Here is a 17350-nt window from a genome sequence, read left to right as displayed (position 1 = left end):
GGCTTTACCCTGCGGCTATTGAATGCCCAGCGCACCGGCCTTTTTCACGGCTTCCGATCGCGTATTGGCACCCAATATCCGCAGCAGCGCCGATACATGAATCCGCACCGTGAACGGCGATATGTCGAGTTGACGGCCGATTTCCTTGTTGGTCTTGCCCATTGCTAATTGAATTAGAACATCGCGCTGACGCGGGGTGAGTTCCTGAACGCGGGCCTGTGATGGGGGCGGCGGTGGAACAATCGAAGCCGTCTCGGGGACCAGGACCATCGTATCGCCGTTTCGTACCGCTTTGATGGCCGATAACATCGCATCGGACGGCATGGCCTTGCCAATGAATCCGTCGGCGCCTTGTTGCATGACGCGCCGGATCGTTTCGGGGTCATCTGACATGGAAATGATGATGATCGACGAGGTAGGAAACTGACCGCGAAGGGTGGCAATGGTGGTCGCGGGGTCCATGCCCGGAAACATCAGGTCCAGGATGAAAACGGCGGGCGCGGCGCCGACGCCGGCCAGCGCCATAATCTCATCGACATTGCCCGCTTCGACAACATCGGCGTGCGGAAACGCGCCGCCGACCAGGCGGCTCATTCCGTCGCGGAACACGGGGTGATCGTCGGCAACCAGAATTCGTTCGGCGGTTGGCATTTGCATGTCGCACTGAAACTCCACTGTCGCCAGATATCGCGGCGTCAGTCGTTACTTGGTCGCGCAATGCCACGGCCGATGCCAGCCCCATGAGGTACTGGTTCGCCGTTCCAGGAAGGGGCTCGCATCGCTGCGAGCCCCTTCGCCACCAAGCGACCCTTTGGCGGATGGGAATCTCTGGTGTCGTTTCGCCCGCAAAGGGCGCGAGGGGCGAGCGCCGACGGGCATGACCCCAAAAATTGACGGTTCAAATTGACGCTATCGGCAGTTGGCCGCAACCATCGCGATGGGCTAGCACGTCATGGGATTTCTAGGCGCGGCTGGCGATCCTGATCGTCCGCCATGATCAGCAACAAGAGGATGATCAGCGCGGCGCTATATTCGACGCCGCCTGTGCCATGTTCGCCGACGAACCAGCCAGAATGGCGGTGGATCAGGACAATGCCGCCCACCGCAATCGCCAGCAGCGCCGCCGCCGCGGGGCGGACAAAGCGGCCGACGATCATCAGGAAGCCCGCCACCAGCTCGGTCAGGGTGATAGCCCATACCAGCGCTTCGCCGGCAGGAAATCCTTGTCCTTCCATGAACTGGCCGAACTGAGGGATCGTGTCATTGGCGATCCGCACCACCGCATGCGCCATGAACAATCCCGCCGTTATGACGCGCGCGAACAAAATCGTCGGTCGGGTAAGGCGGCTGGATGACGGAAAGCGGGCGATTTTCATCCGCATGGCGCGAAACACCGTGTGCGCCGCGGCGCGGCAACCTGCGTAGCGCACGGTTGCGCTGTCGCGGGCCGAAGCGGGATCATCTCCAGCCGCTCCAGCACGCCGAGAGGATCGCCACCCAGGCATAAGAGATTGCCACACTCGAACCCAATCCCAGCGTCGCGGCCAGCCGCTGCGTCGCAACGCCGCCGAATGCAAAGGCATTCACGCCAAATGCTCGAAAAACATAGGCGAGGGGATTGAGCCAGCCCCCCAGGATCATTGCCCACACGGCCGACGGCGCAGGTTCGACGGCAAAGACGATGACAAGCCCACCCGCCAGCCCCTGCATCAACCCCAGCATCAACCAGTCAAGATGCGCGGCGCCAAATTGTTTGAAATTCATGCCCTGGAGCAGTTGGCGCCCCCATGGCTGCATCGGCACCAGCATCAAAAAACCGAGAAAGGTGGAAAAAAGCATCGAGGCGGCGCCCGAAAAGAGCAGCAGTTTGGCGATTTCGATCGTGTCCATCGGCTTCCCCTATCGTCCGTAAGGGAGAGGCTGCGGATAGTCCCGCAGCCACTGGGTGCGATCCGCCACGATGCGCAAGCGGCAATTCCCCTCGATCAGGAGGCCGCCGGAACCGCCCGCCATTCCCGAGCGGGCCACCTCGTCAGCGCAAACGTCCCAGCGGTTTTTCAGCCACGTCCGCTGCAACGCGCGCAGCCGCGATCGCGCCGTGTCACTTGGCAACCGGCGCAGCGCGCCGCGATACGCCATGTTCAGCGCCTGATCGAGCCGCCGATATTCGCCCCCGATGCAGTCCTGCATCGCCGCAGTGACGCCCCCGCTGTCGCGGATACATTCGCGAAACTCCGGCGATCGATCCAACGCCGCCGCGTCGGTTGCCCGAACGCCGACGATGCCAGGCATGACAAGCATGAATAGCCCGGCGGAGGCGAGCATCGATCGGCTGGCCGTCGCTTTGCGGTGAGAACATGGTGCCATCGCTCGCTCTCCCGTCCGGATGCGGTGCCGACCGAATGGTCACAGCCGGGCGGACGTCGTCTGGCGGGATAGGGCCGCGCGCCCTGCGGTGGCAGGGCGGCCGGCGTACCGGTGCATCGACGGGCTTTGTTTTGTGATGGTCGCAGGGGATGTTGATGTGATGGCAAGGTCCGATCAGCGACGCATGATATGGGCGCTCCCGCTGCTCGGCGCCGCTGTGTCTATCGGTCTGCCAGGCAGCCTGTCCAGCGCGCGCGAACCGGATGCCGCGGCGAAGCCGCCGGTGACGACGCCCGATCCGCCGCGCCGTCCGGCCATGACGCAGCTCATCTTTCGAGGCGCCGCGCCCAGTGACGTGCGCGCGATGTTGGATGCCGGGGGCGACCCGCTGTTGCCTGATCGCGACGGGGATACCGCGGTCCATTATGCGGCGATGGCGCGCGATCCGGCCTATCTGGATATATTGCTGGCGCGGGGAGCAAGCCCCGATACGCCCAATCGCAGCAATGGCCGCACACCGCTGATGTCGGCCATGCTCGCCGAGAATGACCGCCAGTTCAGCCGACTGTTGGCGGCGGGCGCCAGCGCCGCGCTGGCCGATGCGACTGGCAACACGCCGCTGCATGTTGCGGCGCAGATCAACGAACCGCGCTATGTGCTCGCGCTCCTGGACGCAGGCGCGCCAGCCACCGCGCGCAATGCGCAGGGACAGACGTTTCAGCGTTATCTGTTCATGACCCCCGACCGGTTGTTGAATACCGAAACATTGCAGGCGCGGCGGGAGGTCGTAACATGGCTGCGGCAACATGGCATCGCGCTGGAGACGCCAGTGCCCTAGAGGTTGGAAAGCCCCATGTACCGGTTCCTGCGGTCGATTGGGTTCGCGCATATGCTCCGCTAGGGTCGCGCTATCGATAATTTCCTTGGGATGGCGTCGATGCAGGGGCTGACATCTTTATATCTGGCGTCCGGTCGGACGCCGGGTTCGGTCGATCATCGTCGATGCGAAAAGCCGGTTGGCGCATGCCGCGCGGGCGCCGACGATCATCGCCCTGCGTCGTTCTTGCGGTGGTCAGGCCGCCAAGCTGGTGGGAAAGGTCGGCAGCACCGCCCCGGCGTTCAGCGACCGGCGCATTGCCCGGCGGCACGGATACCCCAGAATGCGCAAGATGTTCGACACATGGTTGCGCACCGTAAAATGCGACAGCCCAAGCTTGCGGCCAATTTCCTTGTTCGACAGGCCGCTCAGCAGATAGTCCAGAATCTCTCGCTGCCGGTGAGTCAGCGGCGCGGGCGCGGGAGAGGAGATGGGCTCGGCGAGGATATCGGTGACGTCGCGATCGACGTACAGCTGGGACAGGTTGATGATCTCCGAACCGGGGAGCACCGATTTAATTCGCGAAATGGCGTCCTCGCCGCGATACCGCGAAATCGTTACCAGGACGATGGTCCGGTCATCGCGAGCGCGGGGATCGACGTCCGACTGCAACGCGGGATATGATGACGGGTCGATATGTTTCATGGCGCGGCAATGCTATCGCATCGGCGACAAAGGATGAGGGGGGAAACCGGCAGTTGGCTTGCAGGCGACAATGAACGGGTGGAGTTTTCTACCAATGGCTTGTTGGTGATGACGAGCGTTTCAGAGGAACAGGCACAACAGGCCCGGTTGATCCGCGGCGGCGCCAATCCGCCCGCGCCACTGGGCGTGGCGACCCCGCAGGAACGCAAGGCGATTACCGCGACGACGGTCAAGCTGGCGGCTCTGTTCTGGCTGTGCGTGCTGCTTTCGGACAGCTTGTTGTGGGGCATTGCCGGGACCGATCCGATCGCGTCGGCATTCGGCAAGGTGGTGCTGAACAGCTTTGGAGCCGGGCTGACTTTGGTGGTCACCGCGCTGTTGTTCCGGCTGCGCGCCGTATCGATCTTCACCAAGGTCGTGATCGCCTTTACGTTCTCGATCCTGGCTGCAGCGATCTACAGCGTGATCGACATTGTCATCTATCTGTGGATGGCGCGGCCCGACAGCTGGGTGTTCGACAACGTCCAGTTCGGACACACGATGATTTCCAGCACCGCGATGTTTTTTGGCTGGTCGTGCCTTTATGTCGCATTGATCTACAGCTTTGATGTCCGCGACCGCGAGCGCAGTCTGGCGCTGGCGCGCGAGGAGGCGCTGTCGGCGCAGATGCGCGCGCTGCGCTATCAAATCAATCCGCATTTCCTGTTCAACACGCTCAATTCGGCGATGGGGCTGGTCGAGGAGGGGGCGACCGCACGGGCGCAGCGGATGATGGTGTCGCTGTCGGCGTTTCTCCGCCAGACGCTGGAACTCGATCCGATGAAGGACGTCACCTTGGCGGCCGAACTCGCCTTGCAGGAGGATTATCTGGAGATCGAGCGCGAGCGTTTCCCGGATCGGATGCGGTTCACCATTGATGTGGAGGAAGCCGCGCTTCAGGCGCTGGTCCCCAATTTGATCCTGCAACCGCTGGTCGAAAATGCTGTCCGCCATGGCGTCGAGCCCTGTACCGGGGAAGTCGGGATCCGGATCACCGCGTGGCGGGAAGGCGATCGTCTCGGCATTCGGGTCGAGAATGATCTCTGTTCGGTCGAAGAAAGCGCTGTGCGACCGGGCAGCCGGATCGGATTGCGCAATGTGGCCGAACGGCTGTCGGCGCGCTTTGGCGGCGACAGCGGATTTGAAACCAAATTGACCCCGGCGCTGTTCCGCGCCGAAATCCGCCTTCCCTGGGCGATCTGATGCAGCGGTTGTCGATTTTGGTGGTCGATGACGAGCCATTGGCCCGGCGCCGTGCGGTGCGGCTCGCGCAGCAATTGCCCTGGGTTGGCGAGGTCGGCCAGGCGGGCAATGTCGCGCAGGCCATCGACTGGTTGGCGGCTAACCCCTGCCACATCATCTTGCTCGACATCCGGATGCCGGGGGGCAGCGGGTTCGACCTGATCCGGCACTTGCCCGATCCTGCGCCCGCCGTCATTTTCGTCACCGCGTTCAATGACCAGGCGCTGCGCGCTTTTGAGGCGCGCGCGGTGGATTATGTGACCAAGCCGATCGAAACCGGACGGTTCCAGACCGCGATGGAGCGTGCGCGTGCGGTTGCCGAGCAGTCGAACAGCGCCGACCGCATCCGCGAGCTGGAAGAAGTAGTGGCCAATTTGCGTGCCACCGGCGATGCGTCGCGGCCGCATATGGCCGAACTATGGGTGCGGGCAGGCGGCGAATATATCCGCATCAAGCCCGAGAGTATCACCCATGTCGCGGCCGAACGCGATTATGTCCGCATCCACGCCGACGGCCAAAGCTATTTGTACAATGAAAATCTGGCGACCCTGGAACGTCAATTGCCGGTGCAGCAGTTTCTGCGCATCCACCGCAGCACGATGGTGCGGATCGACGCGGTCGAACGCGTGAAGGGCGGGCAGTTTCATTCGCTGATCGCGGTCCTGACCGACGGTACCGAACTCAGGGTCGGCCGCACCTATACCGCGGCCATTCGCGCCCGCCTCGCGCGCCGCGACTGACGGGTTCGGCAACCGGGTCGGCACGGTGCGCGCCTCAAGTTTTTCTTTGCCGACGGGCAGGGGGTGCTGCTTGTCTCACCCTGCATCCCGTGCAAGGGACGCGCGAACGAATTGCGGGAGAGGTATTGATGCACTTCGACGTGGTGATTGTCGGTGCCGGCCATGGCGGCGCGCAAGCCGCGATCATGCTGCGCACCCAAAAATTCACCGGCAGCATCGCGATCATCGGCGACGAACCCGAACTGCCCTATGAGCGGCCGCCGTTGTCGAAAGAGTATTTCGCGGGCGAAAAGGAATTCGAACGGATCCAACTGCGTCCCGCCAAATACTGGGACGAGCGCGAGGTGACAATGCTGCTGGGAACGCGGGTCGTGTCGGTCGATCCCGCGGCGCACCACGTCACCACGGACGGCGGCAAAATGATCGGTTACGGCAAGCTGGTCTGGGCGACCGGCGGCAGCCCGCGGATGCTGCCGATCCCGGGCGGCGACCTGCCGGGCGTTCAGGGCGTGCGGACCCGCGCCGATGCCGATGCGATGAAGGCGGCGTCCGAAACAGCGAACCAGATCGTTGTCATCGGCGGCGGCTATATCGGGCTGGAGGCCGCGGCGGTGCTGCGCAAGGCGGGCAAGACGGTCGTGCTGCTCGAAGCGCAGGACCGCGTGTTGGCGCGCGTCGCGGGGACCGAACTCTCGCGCTTCTACGAGCGCGAGCATCGCGAGCATGGCGTTGACCTGCGGCTCGGCGTCGCGGTCGAGGCGATCGAGGGGGAGGGCCATGTCACCGGGGTACGGCTGGCGGACGGCGAAGTCATCCCCGCCGATCTGGTCATCGTCGGCATCGGCATCGTTCCGGCGGTCGAGCCGCTGATCGCGGCGGGTGCGGCGGGCGGCAATGGCGTGCTGGTCGACCGTCTGTGCAAGACCAGCCTGCCCGACATTTATGCGATCGGCGACTGCGCCGCGCACGAGAATGACTTTGCCGAGGGCGTCGTGATCCGGCTGGAATCGGTGCAGAATGCCAATGATCAGGCCAATGTCGTTGCCAAGGGGATTTGCGGCGATGAAGCGCCCTATCATGCGATCCCCTGGTTCTGGTCGAACCAATATGACCTCAAGCTTCAGACCGCCGGATTGTCGACCGGCCACGACCGTGCGGTGATGCGCGGCGACCCGGCGACGCGCAGCTTCTCGGTCGTCTATCTGAAAGCGGGGCGGGTGATCGCAATCGACTGCGTCAATGCGACCAAGGATTATGTCCAGGGCCGGATGATCGTGACCGCCGGACTGCAGGCAACCGCCGAGCAGCTCGCCGATACGGAGACGCCGCTGAAAGCCTTGCTGCCCGCGCTCTAAGGCACAGGCGGCGGGCTACTGACCGTCGGCGGCTCGTCGCCGAGCGCCCGTTTCAACGATGCCTTGATGTTGCGGAGCAGGCGGCGGAGCGCGATGATCACGATCACCGCCGCGATGGCCATGACCACCGCGATCACGATCGCGAGCGGCGGATAGGCGATGGCCAGCGCCAGCAAGCCGCCGGTCGCAACATCCTCGCCAGTCGATACCACGGCATTGCTGAACGGTTCGGGACTGGCGTTGACGACCGCGCGCGTCGTCGCCTTGGCGCCGTGGCTGAGCAGCGCGCCGCCGCCGCCGAGCAGAAAAGCGATCACCTGCCAGGTCGGATCGGACGCATCGACAAGCGCGAGCGCGAGCAACGCGCCGCCCAGCGGGCGGATGACACTGTGGACCATGTCCCAGATCGAATCGACCCAGGCAATTTTGTCGGCCAGAAATTCGGCGAGGGTGCCGACCGCCGCAACGCCGAGCACCCATGGATTGGCCAGCACCTGCAAGGCGGCGAGATGTTCGGGCAGCGGCAGCCAGCCGAAATGCATCGCGGTCCCGGTGGCCAATATGGTGAGGTAAAGCCGCCATCCTGCGAGCAGGCTGAGGCTGCCGGCAACGCCCAAAATCTCGACGATTCCCAATATCCTGCTCCCTACACCGGTTCGCCTTCTTCTTGCACCTCCGATTGCCGTGTCGCAATGCCGGGATGACAAGGGCTCACGGCCCGGTTATCGCATCGATGATGAACAGCATCACGACCCCATCGGTCCCGTCGGAAAATTTGCCCGAAGGCGCGATTCCCGCCGCCACGCTGGTCATCATGCGCCCGTCGCCCAACGGCGGGCCGGACGAAATCCTGATGGTCAAGCGGTCGACGACGATGGCTTTTGCGGCGGGGGCGGTCGTGTTTCCCGGTGGACGGGTCGATCCCGACGATTATCTGGTGGCGCGCCAGCACGCGCCCGCGCTTGATGCGGCTGATGGCGCAGCGCGGGTGGCGGCGCTGCGCGAAACGCTTGAGGAAACGGGGCTCGCCGTCGGCTGGCCGGGGTTGGCCGATGCGGAGGTGGCGGATGCCCGCCGGGCGCTACTGGCCGGAACCTTGCTCTCCGACATGCTGGCGGCGCGCGGCGATCGAATCGCATTGGATTCCTTTGTGCCCTTCGCGCGCTGGTGTCCGAATTTCAAAGAGGCACGGACCTTTGATACGCGGTTTTATGCCGTCGCAGCGCCGCCGCACAGCCAGGAATTGACGGTCGAGGAGGCCGAGCACAGTCATATTTTCTGGGCGAGCGCGCGTGAAACGCTGGCGATGGCCGATCGGGGGGAGGTGTCGGTCATTTTCCCCACCCGCCGCAATCTGGAACGCCTTGCCCAAGTTCCCGATTTTACGGGTTTCGCCGACCATTCGGGTCAGTTTCCGGTGGAACTGATCACCCCTTGGATCGAAGACCGCGACGGCGAGGCGTTTTTGTGCATTCCGGGGCATTTGGGATACCCGGTGACGAGCGAATCCTTTGAGCGTGTTCGGCGTGGCTAGTGGCCTTTTTGCAACAATTTTCTCTCTATTTAGCAATTCGGTAAGATTTGGCGGGCTAGGGCAAATCGTCGTTGCATTTGCCGAACGCCGTGCCTAATAGGGCTGTGCAGAAGCAGATCGGGGATTTTCTCCGGTGTGATTCGACAAGACTAATCCAGTGGACGGAGAATATAATGAACCTGCTCAAAAAGGCTGCGATCTCTCTCGCAGCGACCTCGATGATTGCAGCCCCGGTTGCCGCATCGGCCGCTCCCGCAGCCCGTGCAGCTTCGGCCGTTGAAGGCCAGAGCGAGCTGGAAGGCTCGAGCTGGATCATCGCGATCATCGCACTCGCAGCCATCATCGGCGGCATCATCATCGCGTCGGACAACAACGACGACGCGCCGACCAGCCCGTAATTACGGCTGATCGCTAAAGTTACCAAAAGGCTCCGAGTTCGCTCGGGGCCTTTTGTGCGTCTGCGATATTGGCTCTCGTGCCGATCTGGACAAAAATGTCCTCAATTGGAATCGTGATTGCGAGCGAAGCGAAGCAATACAGCGTGTGACAAGCCGCTCTGGACTGCTTCGCTTCGCTCGCAATCACGCCTATAGCAACCTGAGCGCATCAGATTAGAGCGTGATATTCCGCGCCATGCGCGAGCGCGCGAGCGGGATCGCTGTCCGCGCCCGTTCCGTCGCCGCGGGGTCGATCGGCGCCAGCATCACCCGATACCCCGCCTCGTCCTGCGCCGACCCCGCGTCGCCCAGCACCGCTCCCCATGGATCGACGATCAGGCTGTGACCAAAGGTCAACCGGCCGTCCTGATGCCTGCCGCATTGGGCCGCAGCCAGCACATGACAACCGGTTTCAATCGCGCGGGCGCGCATCAGCACATGCCAGTGCGCCTCGCCCGTCGACACGGTGAAGGCGGCTGGAATGGCGATCAGCTCCGCTCCTTGATCGACCAGCGCCCGATAAAGTTCGGGAAAGCGCAAATCATAACAAACGCTGAGCCCCAATGGCCCAAGCGGCGTTTCGACGACGATAATCGTATCGCCGCCGACATAGGCGGCCGATTCCGTCCAGTTTTCCCCCGTTGGCAGGGTGACGTCGAACATATGGATCTTGTCATATCGCGCGCGGATACTCCCGTCGGCGGCGATCACATGGCTGCGGTTCACGCGCCGTGCGCCCTCGTCGGCCAGCAGCGGTATCGATCCCGAATGCAGCCAGATGCCATGTTTTTGCGCCAGCGCCTGCAAGGCTTCGGGCCAGGGGCTGTCGGCCTCGCGGACGATATGCGCCGCCGATCGCGCCCGATCGCGGTCGAGCAGCAGTGACATTTCGGGCAGAAACGCCATCGCCGCGCCGCCCGCCGCGGCCTCCGCCAATGCCCGGTCGATCGTCGCCAGATTGGCGACCGGATCGATACCGCTGGACATCTGGACCAGTGCGGCAATCGGGACGGCGCCCAGAGGATCGTTCGTCATCGTCATCCCGCAATCGCTAAGCTGAAGCGCTTTGCAGGACAAGCGCCGTGACAGTTCAGTGGCCAGCAAGGTTCGAACGCGATAAGATGGCCCAATGGCCAATTCTCCTGCGCGTCTGTCGCTTCGTTTCTCCCGATCGTTCCTGTGCGCCAGTGCCAGCGCGGCGCTGTTGTTGCTGCCCTTCGCCGTCAACGCGCAAAGCGGCCAATCGCCGAGCACGACTGCCAGTCAGGTCGCGACCGGCGATTGGCTCTATGCCGGCAGCGACATTCCGCGCGACGCCGCGTGGCAATTCGGCACGCTCCCCAACGGCGTGCGCTATGCCGTGCGCAACAATGGCGTGCCGCCGGGCCAGGTCTCGATTCGGGTGCGCATGGACGTCGGTTCGATGTTCGAGACCGAACAGGAGCGCGGCTATGCCCATTTGCTCGAACATCTGACCTTTCGCGGCTCCGAACATATCCCTGACGGGGAGGCCAAGCGCATCTGGCAGCGGTTCGGAGTCACTTTCGGCAGCGATTCGAACGCGCAGACGACCCCAACGCAGACGGTCTATCAACTCGACCTGCCCAACGTGACCCCGGCCAATCTTGATGAAAGCATGAAATTGCTGTCGGGGATGATCCGGGAACCGCGAATTTCGGAGCTGGCGGTCGCCGCCGAGCGTGGTGTGGTCATGTCTGAATTGCGCGAATCGGACGGGCCGCAAAAACGGATTGGCGATGCGACCAACGCGCATCTGTTCGCTGGCCAGCTGCTCGGCGACCGCTCGCCGATCGGCACGACGACATCGCTGAGCAAGGCGAGCGCCACGACGGTCGCCGCCTTTCACAAGCGCTGGTACCGACCCGAACGCGCGGTGGTGGTCATCGTCGGCGACGCCGACCCCGCCGAACTCGCGCGGCTCGTGGAAAAATACTATGGCGACTGGCGCGCCGAAGGGGCAAATCCCGCCGACCCCGATTTTGGCAAACCCGACCCCAAGGCATCCGCCGCGCTTCAAATCGTCGAGCCGAATCAGCCGCTCGCGCTGACGCTGGCGATGGTTCGCCCCTGGAAAAAGCGGATCGATACGGTTGAAAACACACGCCGACTCTATCTGGAATTCATCGCCCAGGCGCTGGTCAACCGGCGGCTGGAAAACCGGGCGCGCAGCGGCGGCAGTTATCTGGTCGCGACCGTCGAACAGCAATATGTCAGCCGCAGCGCCGACGTCACCTTGGCTTCGATCGTCCCCTTGAGCGACTGGAAGGCCGCCCTCGCCGACGTGCGCGGGGTGATCGCCGATGCGGTTAAAACGCCGCCGTCCCAGGCCGATATCGACCGCGAGGCGAACGAGATCGAAGCCTTTCTGCGCAAAGAATGGGAAAATGCCCGCAACGAACCGGGCGCACGGCTCGCCGACGATCTGGTCCGCGCGGTCGATATCCACGAAGTGGTGACCAGTCCGCAGGGACAGGTCGATATGTTCAAGGCGATCCGCGCCTCGGCAACCCCGCAGGTGATGCTGGACATCAGCAAGGCGATCTTTGCTGCACCCGTGACCCGCGTTGTGTTGACCACGCCGACCGCGGCGGGCGGCAACGCTGCCGTGCTGGCGGCGCTGAAAGCACCGGTGACCGCGCGCGATGACCGGCTGGCGACGGTGCAAGCCGATTTCAAGCAGCTCCCGGCGTTTGGCACGCCAGGGACGATTACCTCGACCAACAGCCTGCTCGGCCTGCGTGCCGAACGGATCGAATTCGCCAATGGCGTGACCGCGCTGGTGTCGAACAACAAGGTCGAACCGGGCAAGGTCCGCGTCAATGTACGCTTTGGCACCGGCAACCGCAGCGTCGCCGCCGACGCGCCGAACCTGTTGTGGACCGGTGATTATGCGCTGGTCGCCAGCGGCATCGGCCCGTGGGGCCAGAACGAGATCGACCAACTGACCAACGGGCGCCAGATCCAACTCAATTTCGCCATCGACGACGATGCGTTCGAATTGTCGGCGGAAAGCAAACCTGCGGACCTAGCCGACCAGATGCGGCTCATCGCGGGCAAGCTGGCGCAGCCGCGCTGGGACGCGGCGCCGATCGAGCGCCTGCGCGTCGGCTATCTCACCGGTTATGACCTCAACGACGCGACCCCCAATGCAGTGCTCGACCGCAACCTGCGCGGCTGGCTGACGGGCAATGACGCGCGCTGGGCGGCGCCCGACAAGGCGCAGATCGAAGCGCTGACCCCGGCCGCTTTCCGCGCTTTTTGGGAGCCGCGGCTGGCCAGCGGGCCGATCGAGGTACAGATTTTCGGCGATCTTGAAGCCGTCGACTATCGCGAGATCCTGGCAAACACGCTCGGCGCCTTGCCGCCGCGCAAGGTGCTGGCACCCGCCGGCGGCCAGCGCGTCAATTTTGCCAAAGCAGCGCCGGTTCCCGACATCGCTTATCACCGCGGCGAACAGGGCCAGGCAGCGGCGATGACCGCGTGGCCGACCAGCGGCGGCATGACCAACCCGCGCGAAGCGCGCGGTCTTGAAGTGCTCGCCGCGGTGTTCAACGACCGTCTGTTCGACCGGCTCCGCGCCGAACAGGGTGCCAGCTATGGCCCCGTGGTGGACAGCCATTGGCCGACCGGGTTCGACAGCGGCGGTTATCTGCTCGTCGGCAGCCTGCTCGCGCCGAAGGACATCGACCGTTTCTATGGCATCGCGCGCGACATCGCCGCCGATCTCGTCGCGAACCCGGTCAGCGCCGACGAGCTGACGCGCAACGCGGTACCGATCCGGGAACAGGTCGCGCGGGCATCAACCGGCAATGTCTATTGGATGTTCCTGCTGGAGGGCGCGACGCGCGACCCGCGGGTCACCGCCGCGGCCCTGTCGATGCAGGACGATATTGCCGCGGTCACCGCCGCCGATGTCCAGCGACTGGCGCAGCAATATCTGACGCCGCAGCGGCAATGGTCGCTGGCGATCCTGCCCAAGGGGATGACGCTGGCCGATGCATCGGCGCTGGGCGCGGCGACCGCGACTCCGGCAACGACGACGGCAGGCGGACGCTAAGCCGTTTCGCCGCCGGGTGCAGGGGCGCGCACCTTGCGGATGCGCGGTTCGCGGTCCAGTGCGCCTTTCGTCATGATGTCGCGCCGCATCTTGGCGCGCACGTCGTGGATCGAGGCGATCACCGGCCCCATTGCGACGCCCAGATCGATCAGCACGGCTTCGGCAAGTTGCAGCGAGCTTTCTAGCGTTTCGGGCACCGCGTCGGTCGCCCCTGCCTGATACAGTGCCGCAGCATGGTCGGCGTCGCGGGCGCGGCTGATGATCGGCAGGTCGGGAAATGTCTGGCGCAGCTGCTTGGTCATGCGCAGCTGCTGCACGGGATCGTCCATCGTCAGCACAATCGCATCGGCGCTTTCGATTCCCAGCTTGTCCAGGCTGCCCTGCCGCGCGACGTCGGCAAAGCGCACCTTAAAGCCGTCGCGGCGCGCCACCGCCACGCTATCGATATTGGCATCGACGGCGATATAGGAGCGGCCATGCTCGCGCAGCAGCTCGGCGACGGTGCGCCCGACGCGGCCAAACCCAACGATCACCGTCCGCGCCACGGCAGGCTCGTCCTCGGGCGTGTCGTCGCTGCGCATTTCGATCCGCCGCGCCATGTCATGCCCGACGCGCGCCAGCAGCGGCGTGATGGTCAGCCCGATCGCAGTGACCAGCTGCCAGAAACTGGCCGTTTCGGGATCGATAATGCCCGCCGTCAGTGCGGCGGTCAGCACGATCAACGTCGTTTCCGACGGGCTGGCCATCAACAGACCGACTTCAGCGGCGGTGCCGCGGCGTGCGCCGGAAAAGCGGAGCAGCGATGCGGTGACAATCGCCTTGACCAGCACAACGCCGACAACCGCGGCGATCAGCAGCGGCCATTGCGCTGCGATGCTTTGGAGGTTCAGTCCCATGCCGACACTGATCAGGAACACCCCTAGCGCGAGGCCCTTGAACGGCGCCGTGATCGCCTCCACCTCGCCATGATATTCGGTTTCGGCGATCATCAGGCCCGCGAGCAACGCCCCGACGATCGGCGACAGGCCGACCGTCGCGGTGGCAAGCGCGGCGACGATGACGACCAGCAGACTGGCGGCGAGGAACAGTTCGGGATCCTTGGCGCGCGCCGCCTGGGCAAAGATGCGCGGAAGCAGGAACCAACCGGCGACCGCGAGCACGGCGACGACCAGCGCGCCCTGCCATAAGGTGGTCAGCAGCAATTCGGTGTTGTCGCCCGCCGGATTGGGGGCGAGGGCGCCGAGAACGAAGATGATCGGGACGATCGCCAGATCTTCGAACAGAAGCATCGAAAAGGAGGCGCGGCCGACCGCCGACTTGGTTCCGACCATGGGCAGCACCAAGGCCGTCGAGGATAAGGCGAGGGCGATCCCCAGTCCGAACGCAGCGGGCGTCGACAGATCACCAAGCAACCACAGACCGCCGCCCAGGATGGCGCCGCCGAGCAGTAATTCGGCGGCGCCGACCCCGAACACCAATTTTCGTAACGACCAAAGACGGCGGAACGAGAGCTCGAGCCCGATCGAAAACAGCAACATGATGATGCCGAATTCGGCAAACAGCGCAATATCATCGGTCGATCCGATGGTGATATGCTTCAGCCACGGATAATCGCCGGCCAGCGACCCCAGCCCCGACGGCCCGACGAGCAGGCCGACCAGGATGAACCCGATCACCGGCGGCAGGCGAAAGCGCGCGAATGCGGGGATAACGATGCCCGCGGCGCCCAGCACCACCAGCGCGTTGCCGATGGCTGATGTTTCTGTTTCCGATACCATAGGGGCCGACCTTATGCAGGCCGGCCCCGATTGGCTAGGTGGTTATCTCAAGCAAATCGCTTATATCCCGCGTCATTGCGAGGAGCGAAGCGACGCGGCAATCCAGGGTAGCCTCAACAGACCTGGATTGCGTCGCTCCGCTAGCAATGACGAAAGCGGAGGCGTGGCGTTAGGCGCCCATCTTCGCTTCAAGATTCTCGACGATTGCCTCGAAGAACCCTTCGGTGGTCAGCCAATTCTGGTCGGGGCCGATCAGCAGCGCCAGATCCTTGGTCATCTTGCCGCTCTCGACCGTCGCAACGCACACCTTTTCCAGATCGTCGGCGAATTTGATCAGCGCCGCATTGTCGTCGAGCTTGCCGCGGTGCTTGAGCCCGCCCGTCCACGCAAAGATCGACGCGATCGGGTTGGTCGACGTCGCCTTGCCCTGCTGGTGCATGCGGTAGTGGCGGGTGACGGTGCCGTGCGCGGCTTCGGATTCGACCGTCTGGCCATCGGGCGTCATCAGCACGCTGGTCATCAGCCCGAGCGAGCCAAAGCCCTGCGCGACGGTGTCCGACTGGACGTCGCCGTCATAATTCTTGCAGGCCCAGACGAACTTGCCCGACCATTTCAGCGCCGATGCGACCATGTCGTCGATCAGGCGGTGTTCGTAAACGATGCCCGCTGCGTCGAAATCGGCCTTGAATTCGGCGTTGAACACTTCCTCGAAGATGTCCTTGAAGCGGCCGTCATAGGCTTTCAGGATCGTGTTCTTGGTCGACAGATACACCGGCCACTGGCGCGCGAGGCCGTAGTTCAGACTGGCGCGGGCGAAGTCGCGGATCGAATCGTCGAGGTTGTACATCGCCATCGCGACGCCCGACGAGGGGAACAGGAACACTTCTTCGTCGATGACCTTGCCGTCTTCGCCCTCGAACACCAGCCGCAGCTTGCCGGGGCCGGGAACGCGGAAGTCGGTCGCCTTATACTGGTCGCCGAACGCATGGCGGCCGACGACGATCGGGTCGGTCCAGCCGGGGACGAGTCTGGGCACGTTCTTCATCACGATCGGTTCGCGGAACACGACGCCGCCCAAGATGTTGCGGATCGTACCGTTCGGCGACTTCCACATTTTCTTGAGGCCGAATTCCTCGACCCGCTGTTCGTCGGGGGTGATCGTCGCGCACTTCACACCGACGCCATATTTGGCGATCGCGTTCGCGGCATCGACGGTAATCTTGTCGTCGGTCTGGTCGCGCATTTCGATGCTGAGATCGTAATAGTGCAGGTCGATGTCGAGATAGGGAAGGATCAGCCGCTCGCGGATCCATTGCCAGATGATCCGGGTCATTTCGTCGCCGTCGAGTTCGACGACCGGGTTGGCTACCTTGATCTTGCCCATGCGTTCAGCCTTTATCCTTGGGGAGTCGGAGTTGCAGCGGGCCTTAGGCAAAGCGGCGCGATTGATCAATGGGCGTGGTGGAACCGCGGGGGCGCCTTATCCATTGTCAGTGTCAGGCGCGCACCCTAGAAGAACGGCCATGTCCAACATCATCTCTTCCAACCGCCCCGGTGGCGGCATCAAATGGCAATGGCCATCGATCCATCCCGAGGGACGCAAGTTCCTGCTGATCGCCGCGATCATCACCCTGTGCTTCTGGCTGCTCGGCTGGGAAATCATCGGCTGGCTGATGTTCGGCATCACGCTGTGGATCGGCACCTTTTTCCGCGACCCCGTTCGCGTCACTCCTACCGGCAGTGATGTCGTCATTGCGCCAGCCGACGGGCTGGTGACCCAGATTGCCGAAGTGCCGCCGCCGCCCGAGATCGCGGGCGCCGACGGGCTGGGCGACGCGCCGATGCTGCGCGTGTCGATTTTCATGAGCGTGTTCGATGTCCATATCAACCGCACCCCGGTCGCCGGGACGCTGCGCAAGCTCGTCTATATCCCCGGCAAATTCCTCAACGCCGACCTCGACAAGGCGAGCGAAGAGAATGAGCGCCAGCATTTCGTCGTCGAACGCGCCGACGGGGTACGCATCGGCTTCACCCAGATCGCGGGCCTCGTCGCGCGGCGGATCATGCCGTTCGTGACGATGGGCAACGAGCTGACCACCGGCCAGCGCGTCGGGCTGATCCGCTTCGGCAGCCGCGTTGACGTCTATCTGCCCGCGGGTACCACCCCGCAAGTGTTGCTCGGTCAGCGGACGCTGGCGGGTGAAACCGTCGTCGCGCGGATCGGAAAGGCCGACATGATCGACGGCATCGGGCAATAG

At 63.9% G+C, this 17350-nt stretch carries 17 protein-coding genes; 8 read left to right on the top strand and 9 right to left on the bottom strand.

The genetic code is table 11. The annotated features are described in order from the left end of the window. Window positions 1-15: 15 nt before the first annotated feature. The 4 genes from B4F07_RS07405 to B4F07_RS07390 form a co-directional block, all read right to left on the bottom strand. Window positions 16-657, bottom strand: a complete 642-nt coding sequence (locus tag B4F07_RS07405) for a response regulator (protein ID WP_293704694.1) — start codon at window positions 655-657, stop codon at window positions 16-18. Between the two features lie 293 nt (window positions 658-950). Continuing rightward, on the bottom strand, window positions 951-1430 hold the full coding sequence (locus B4F07_RS07400) for a DoxX family protein (RefSeq protein WP_293704693.1): 480 nt from the start codon (window positions 1428-1430) through the stop codon (window positions 951-953). 28 nt (window positions 1431-1458) lie between these two features. Next, window positions 1459-1890, bottom strand: coding sequence for a hypothetical protein (locus B4F07_RS07395; protein WP_293698170.1), 432 nt, complete (start codon window positions 1888-1890; stop codon window positions 1459-1461). 9 nt (window positions 1891-1899) lie between these two features. Next, a complete protein-coding gene (locus tag B4F07_RS07390) occupies window positions 1900-2325 on the bottom strand; it encodes a lysozyme inhibitor LprI family protein (protein ID WP_293698167.1) in 426 nt (141 codons plus the stop codon). A 226-nt stretch (window positions 2326-2551) separates the two neighbouring features. Here B4F07_RS07390 and B4F07_RS07385 point away from each other — a divergent pair, with 226 nt between their 5' ends. Beyond that, a complete protein-coding gene (locus tag B4F07_RS07385) occupies window positions 2552-3205 on the top strand; it encodes an ankyrin repeat domain-containing protein (RefSeq protein ID WP_293698164.1) in 654 nt (217 codons plus the stop codon). Between the two features lie 234 nt (window positions 3206-3439). Here B4F07_RS07385 and B4F07_RS07380 read toward each other — a convergent pair whose 3' ends face one another. Continuing rightward, the gene (locus tag B4F07_RS07380) at window positions 3440-3889 is read right to left on the bottom strand and encodes a LuxR C-terminal-related transcriptional regulator (RefSeq protein WP_293698161.1); all 450 of its coding nucleotides are present in this window, start codon (window positions 3887-3889) and stop codon (window positions 3440-3442) included. Between the two features lie 108 nt (window positions 3890-3997). Between B4F07_RS07380 and B4F07_RS07375 the strand changes: the two genes are divergently transcribed. From B4F07_RS07375 to B4F07_RS07365, 3 genes are all read left to right on the top strand, one after another. Beyond that, the gene (locus B4F07_RS07375) at window positions 3998-5131 is read left to right on the top strand and encodes a sensor histidine kinase (RefSeq protein ID WP_293698159.1); all 1134 of its coding nucleotides are present in this window, start codon (window positions 3998-4000) and stop codon (window positions 5129-5131) included. After that, window positions 5131-5910: a LytR/AlgR family response regulator transcription factor gene (locus B4F07_RS07370; protein WP_293698156.1), complete on the top strand. Its 780-nt coding sequence runs from the start codon at window positions 5131-5133 to the stop codon at window positions 5908-5910. Before B4F07_RS07375 ends, B4F07_RS07370 begins: the two co-directional genes overlap by 1 nt. A 128-nt stretch (window positions 5911-6038) precedes the next feature. Then, on the top strand, window positions 6039-7265 hold the full coding sequence (locus B4F07_RS07365) for an NAD(P)/FAD-dependent oxidoreductase (RefSeq protein ID WP_293698153.1): 1227 nt from the start codon (window positions 6039-6041) through the stop codon (window positions 7263-7265). On the opposite strand, the gene B4F07_RS07360 is transcribed toward B4F07_RS07365, so the two are convergent. Next, window positions 7262-7900, bottom strand: a complete 639-nt coding sequence (locus B4F07_RS07360) for a DUF4126 domain-containing protein (RefSeq protein WP_293698150.1) — start codon at window positions 7898-7900, stop codon at window positions 7262-7264. The two genes, B4F07_RS07365 and B4F07_RS07360, sit on opposite strands and share 4 nt — an antisense overlap. Before the next feature lie 98 nt (window positions 7901-7998). Here B4F07_RS07360 and B4F07_RS07355 point away from each other — a divergent pair, with 98 nt between their 5' ends. Continuing rightward, entirely contained in the window at window positions 7999-8799 is an 801-nt protein-coding gene (locus tag B4F07_RS07355; RefSeq protein ID WP_293698147.1) for an NUDIX hydrolase, read from the top strand. Window positions 8800-8972: 173 nt separating this feature from the next. Continuing rightward, window positions 8973-9197, top strand: a complete 225-nt coding sequence (locus B4F07_RS07350) for a hypothetical protein (RefSeq protein WP_293698144.1) — start codon at window positions 8973-8975, stop codon at window positions 9195-9197. A 213-nt stretch (window positions 9198-9410) separates the two neighbouring features. Here B4F07_RS07350 and B4F07_RS07345 read toward each other — a convergent pair whose 3' ends face one another. Continuing rightward, complete coding sequence (locus tag B4F07_RS07345; protein ID WP_293704691.1) at window positions 9411-10271, bottom strand: carbon-nitrogen hydrolase family protein; 861 nt, start codon at window positions 10269-10271, stop codon at window positions 9411-9413. Window positions 10272-10365: 94 nt separating this feature from the next. On the opposite strand from B4F07_RS07345, the gene B4F07_RS07340 reads away from it, so the two are divergent. Next, window positions 10366-13314, top strand: a complete 2949-nt coding sequence (locus tag B4F07_RS07340; protein ID WP_293698139.1) for a M16 family metallopeptidase — start codon at window positions 10366-10368, stop codon at window positions 13312-13314. On the opposite strand, the gene B4F07_RS07335 is transcribed toward B4F07_RS07340, so the two are convergent. Further along, the gene (locus B4F07_RS07335; protein WP_293698137.1) at window positions 13311-15092 is read right to left on the bottom strand and encodes a cation:proton antiporter; all 1782 of its coding nucleotides are present in this window, start codon (window positions 15090-15092) and stop codon (window positions 13311-13313) included. The genes B4F07_RS07340 and B4F07_RS07335 overlap by 4 nt on opposite strands. Window positions 15093-15261: 169 nt before the next feature. Next, entirely contained in the window at window positions 15262-16476 is a 1215-nt protein-coding gene (locus B4F07_RS07330) for an NADP-dependent isocitrate dehydrogenase (RefSeq protein WP_293698134.1), read from the bottom strand. Window positions 16477-16615: 139 nt separating this feature from the next. On the opposite strand from B4F07_RS07330, the gene B4F07_RS07325 reads away from it, so the two are divergent. Continuing rightward, entirely contained in the window at window positions 16616-17350 is a 735-nt protein-coding gene (locus B4F07_RS07325; RefSeq protein ID WP_293698131.1) for a phosphatidylserine decarboxylase, read from the top strand.

It is taken from the genome of Sphingopyxis sp. UBA6723 (assembly GCF_002454115.1).
GTDB lineage: Bacteria > Pseudomonadota > Alphaproteobacteria > Sphingomonadales > Sphingomonadaceae > Sphingopyxis.
Note: the sequence above shows the minus strand (reverse complement) of the source record. Positions and strands in the feature narration are given on the sequence as shown.

Bases quoted from the DNA above. Each gene is read 5' to 3' on its own strand.
- B4F07_RS07395 (WP_293698170.1), bottom strand. From the start codon at position 1,890: ATGGACACGATCGAAATCGCCAAACTGCTGCTCTTTTCGGGCGCCGCC.
- B4F07_RS07340 (WP_293698139.1), top strand. From the start codon at position 10,366: ATGGCCAATTCTCCTGCGCGTCTGTCGCTTCGTTTCTCCCGATCGTTC.
- B4F07_RS07365 (WP_293698153.1), top strand. From the start codon at position 6,039: ATGCACTTCGACGTGGTGATTGTCGGTGCCGGCCATGGCGGCGCGCAA.
- B4F07_RS07385 (WP_293698164.1), top strand. From the start codon at position 2,552: ATGATATGGGCGCTCCCGCTGCTCGGCGCCGCTGTGTCTATCGGTCTG.
- B4F07_RS07375 (WP_293698159.1), top strand. From the start codon at position 3,998: ATGACGAGCGTTTCAGAGGAACAGGCACAACAGGCCCGGTTGATCCGC.
- B4F07_RS07370 (WP_293698156.1), top strand. From the start codon at position 5,131: ATGCAGCGGTTGTCGATTTTGGTGGTCGATGACGAGCCATTGGCCCGG.
- B4F07_RS07330 (WP_293698134.1), bottom strand. From the start codon at position 16,476: ATGGGCAAGATCAAGGTAGCCAACCCGGTCGTCGAACTCGACGGCGAC.
- B4F07_RS07335 (WP_293698137.1), bottom strand. From the start codon at position 15,092: ATGGTATCGGAAACAGAAACATCAGCCATCGGCAACGCGCTGGTGGTG.
- B4F07_RS07405 (WP_293704694.1), bottom strand. From the start codon at position 657: ATGCAAATGCCAACCGCCGAACGAATTCTGGTTGCCGACGATCACCCC.
- B4F07_RS07345 (WP_293704691.1), bottom strand. From the start codon at position 10,271: ATGACGAACGATCCTCTGGGCGCCGTCCCGATTGCCGCACTGGTCCAG.
- B4F07_RS07390 (WP_293698167.1), bottom strand. From the start codon at position 2,325: ATGCTCGCCTCCGCCGGGCTATTCATGCTTGTCATGCCTGGCATCGTC.
- B4F07_RS07380 (WP_293698161.1), bottom strand. From the start codon at position 3,889: ATGAAACATATCGACCCGTCATCATATCCCGCGTTGCAGTCGGACGTC.
- B4F07_RS07325 (WP_293698131.1), top strand. From the start codon at position 16,616: ATGTCCAACATCATCTCTTCCAACCGCCCCGGTGGCGGCATCAAATGG.
- B4F07_RS07350 (WP_293698144.1), top strand. From the start codon at position 8,973: ATGAACCTGCTCAAAAAGGCTGCGATCTCTCTCGCAGCGACCTCGATG.
- B4F07_RS07355 (WP_293698147.1), top strand. From the start codon at position 7,999: ATGATGAACAGCATCACGACCCCATCGGTCCCGTCGGAAAATTTGCCC.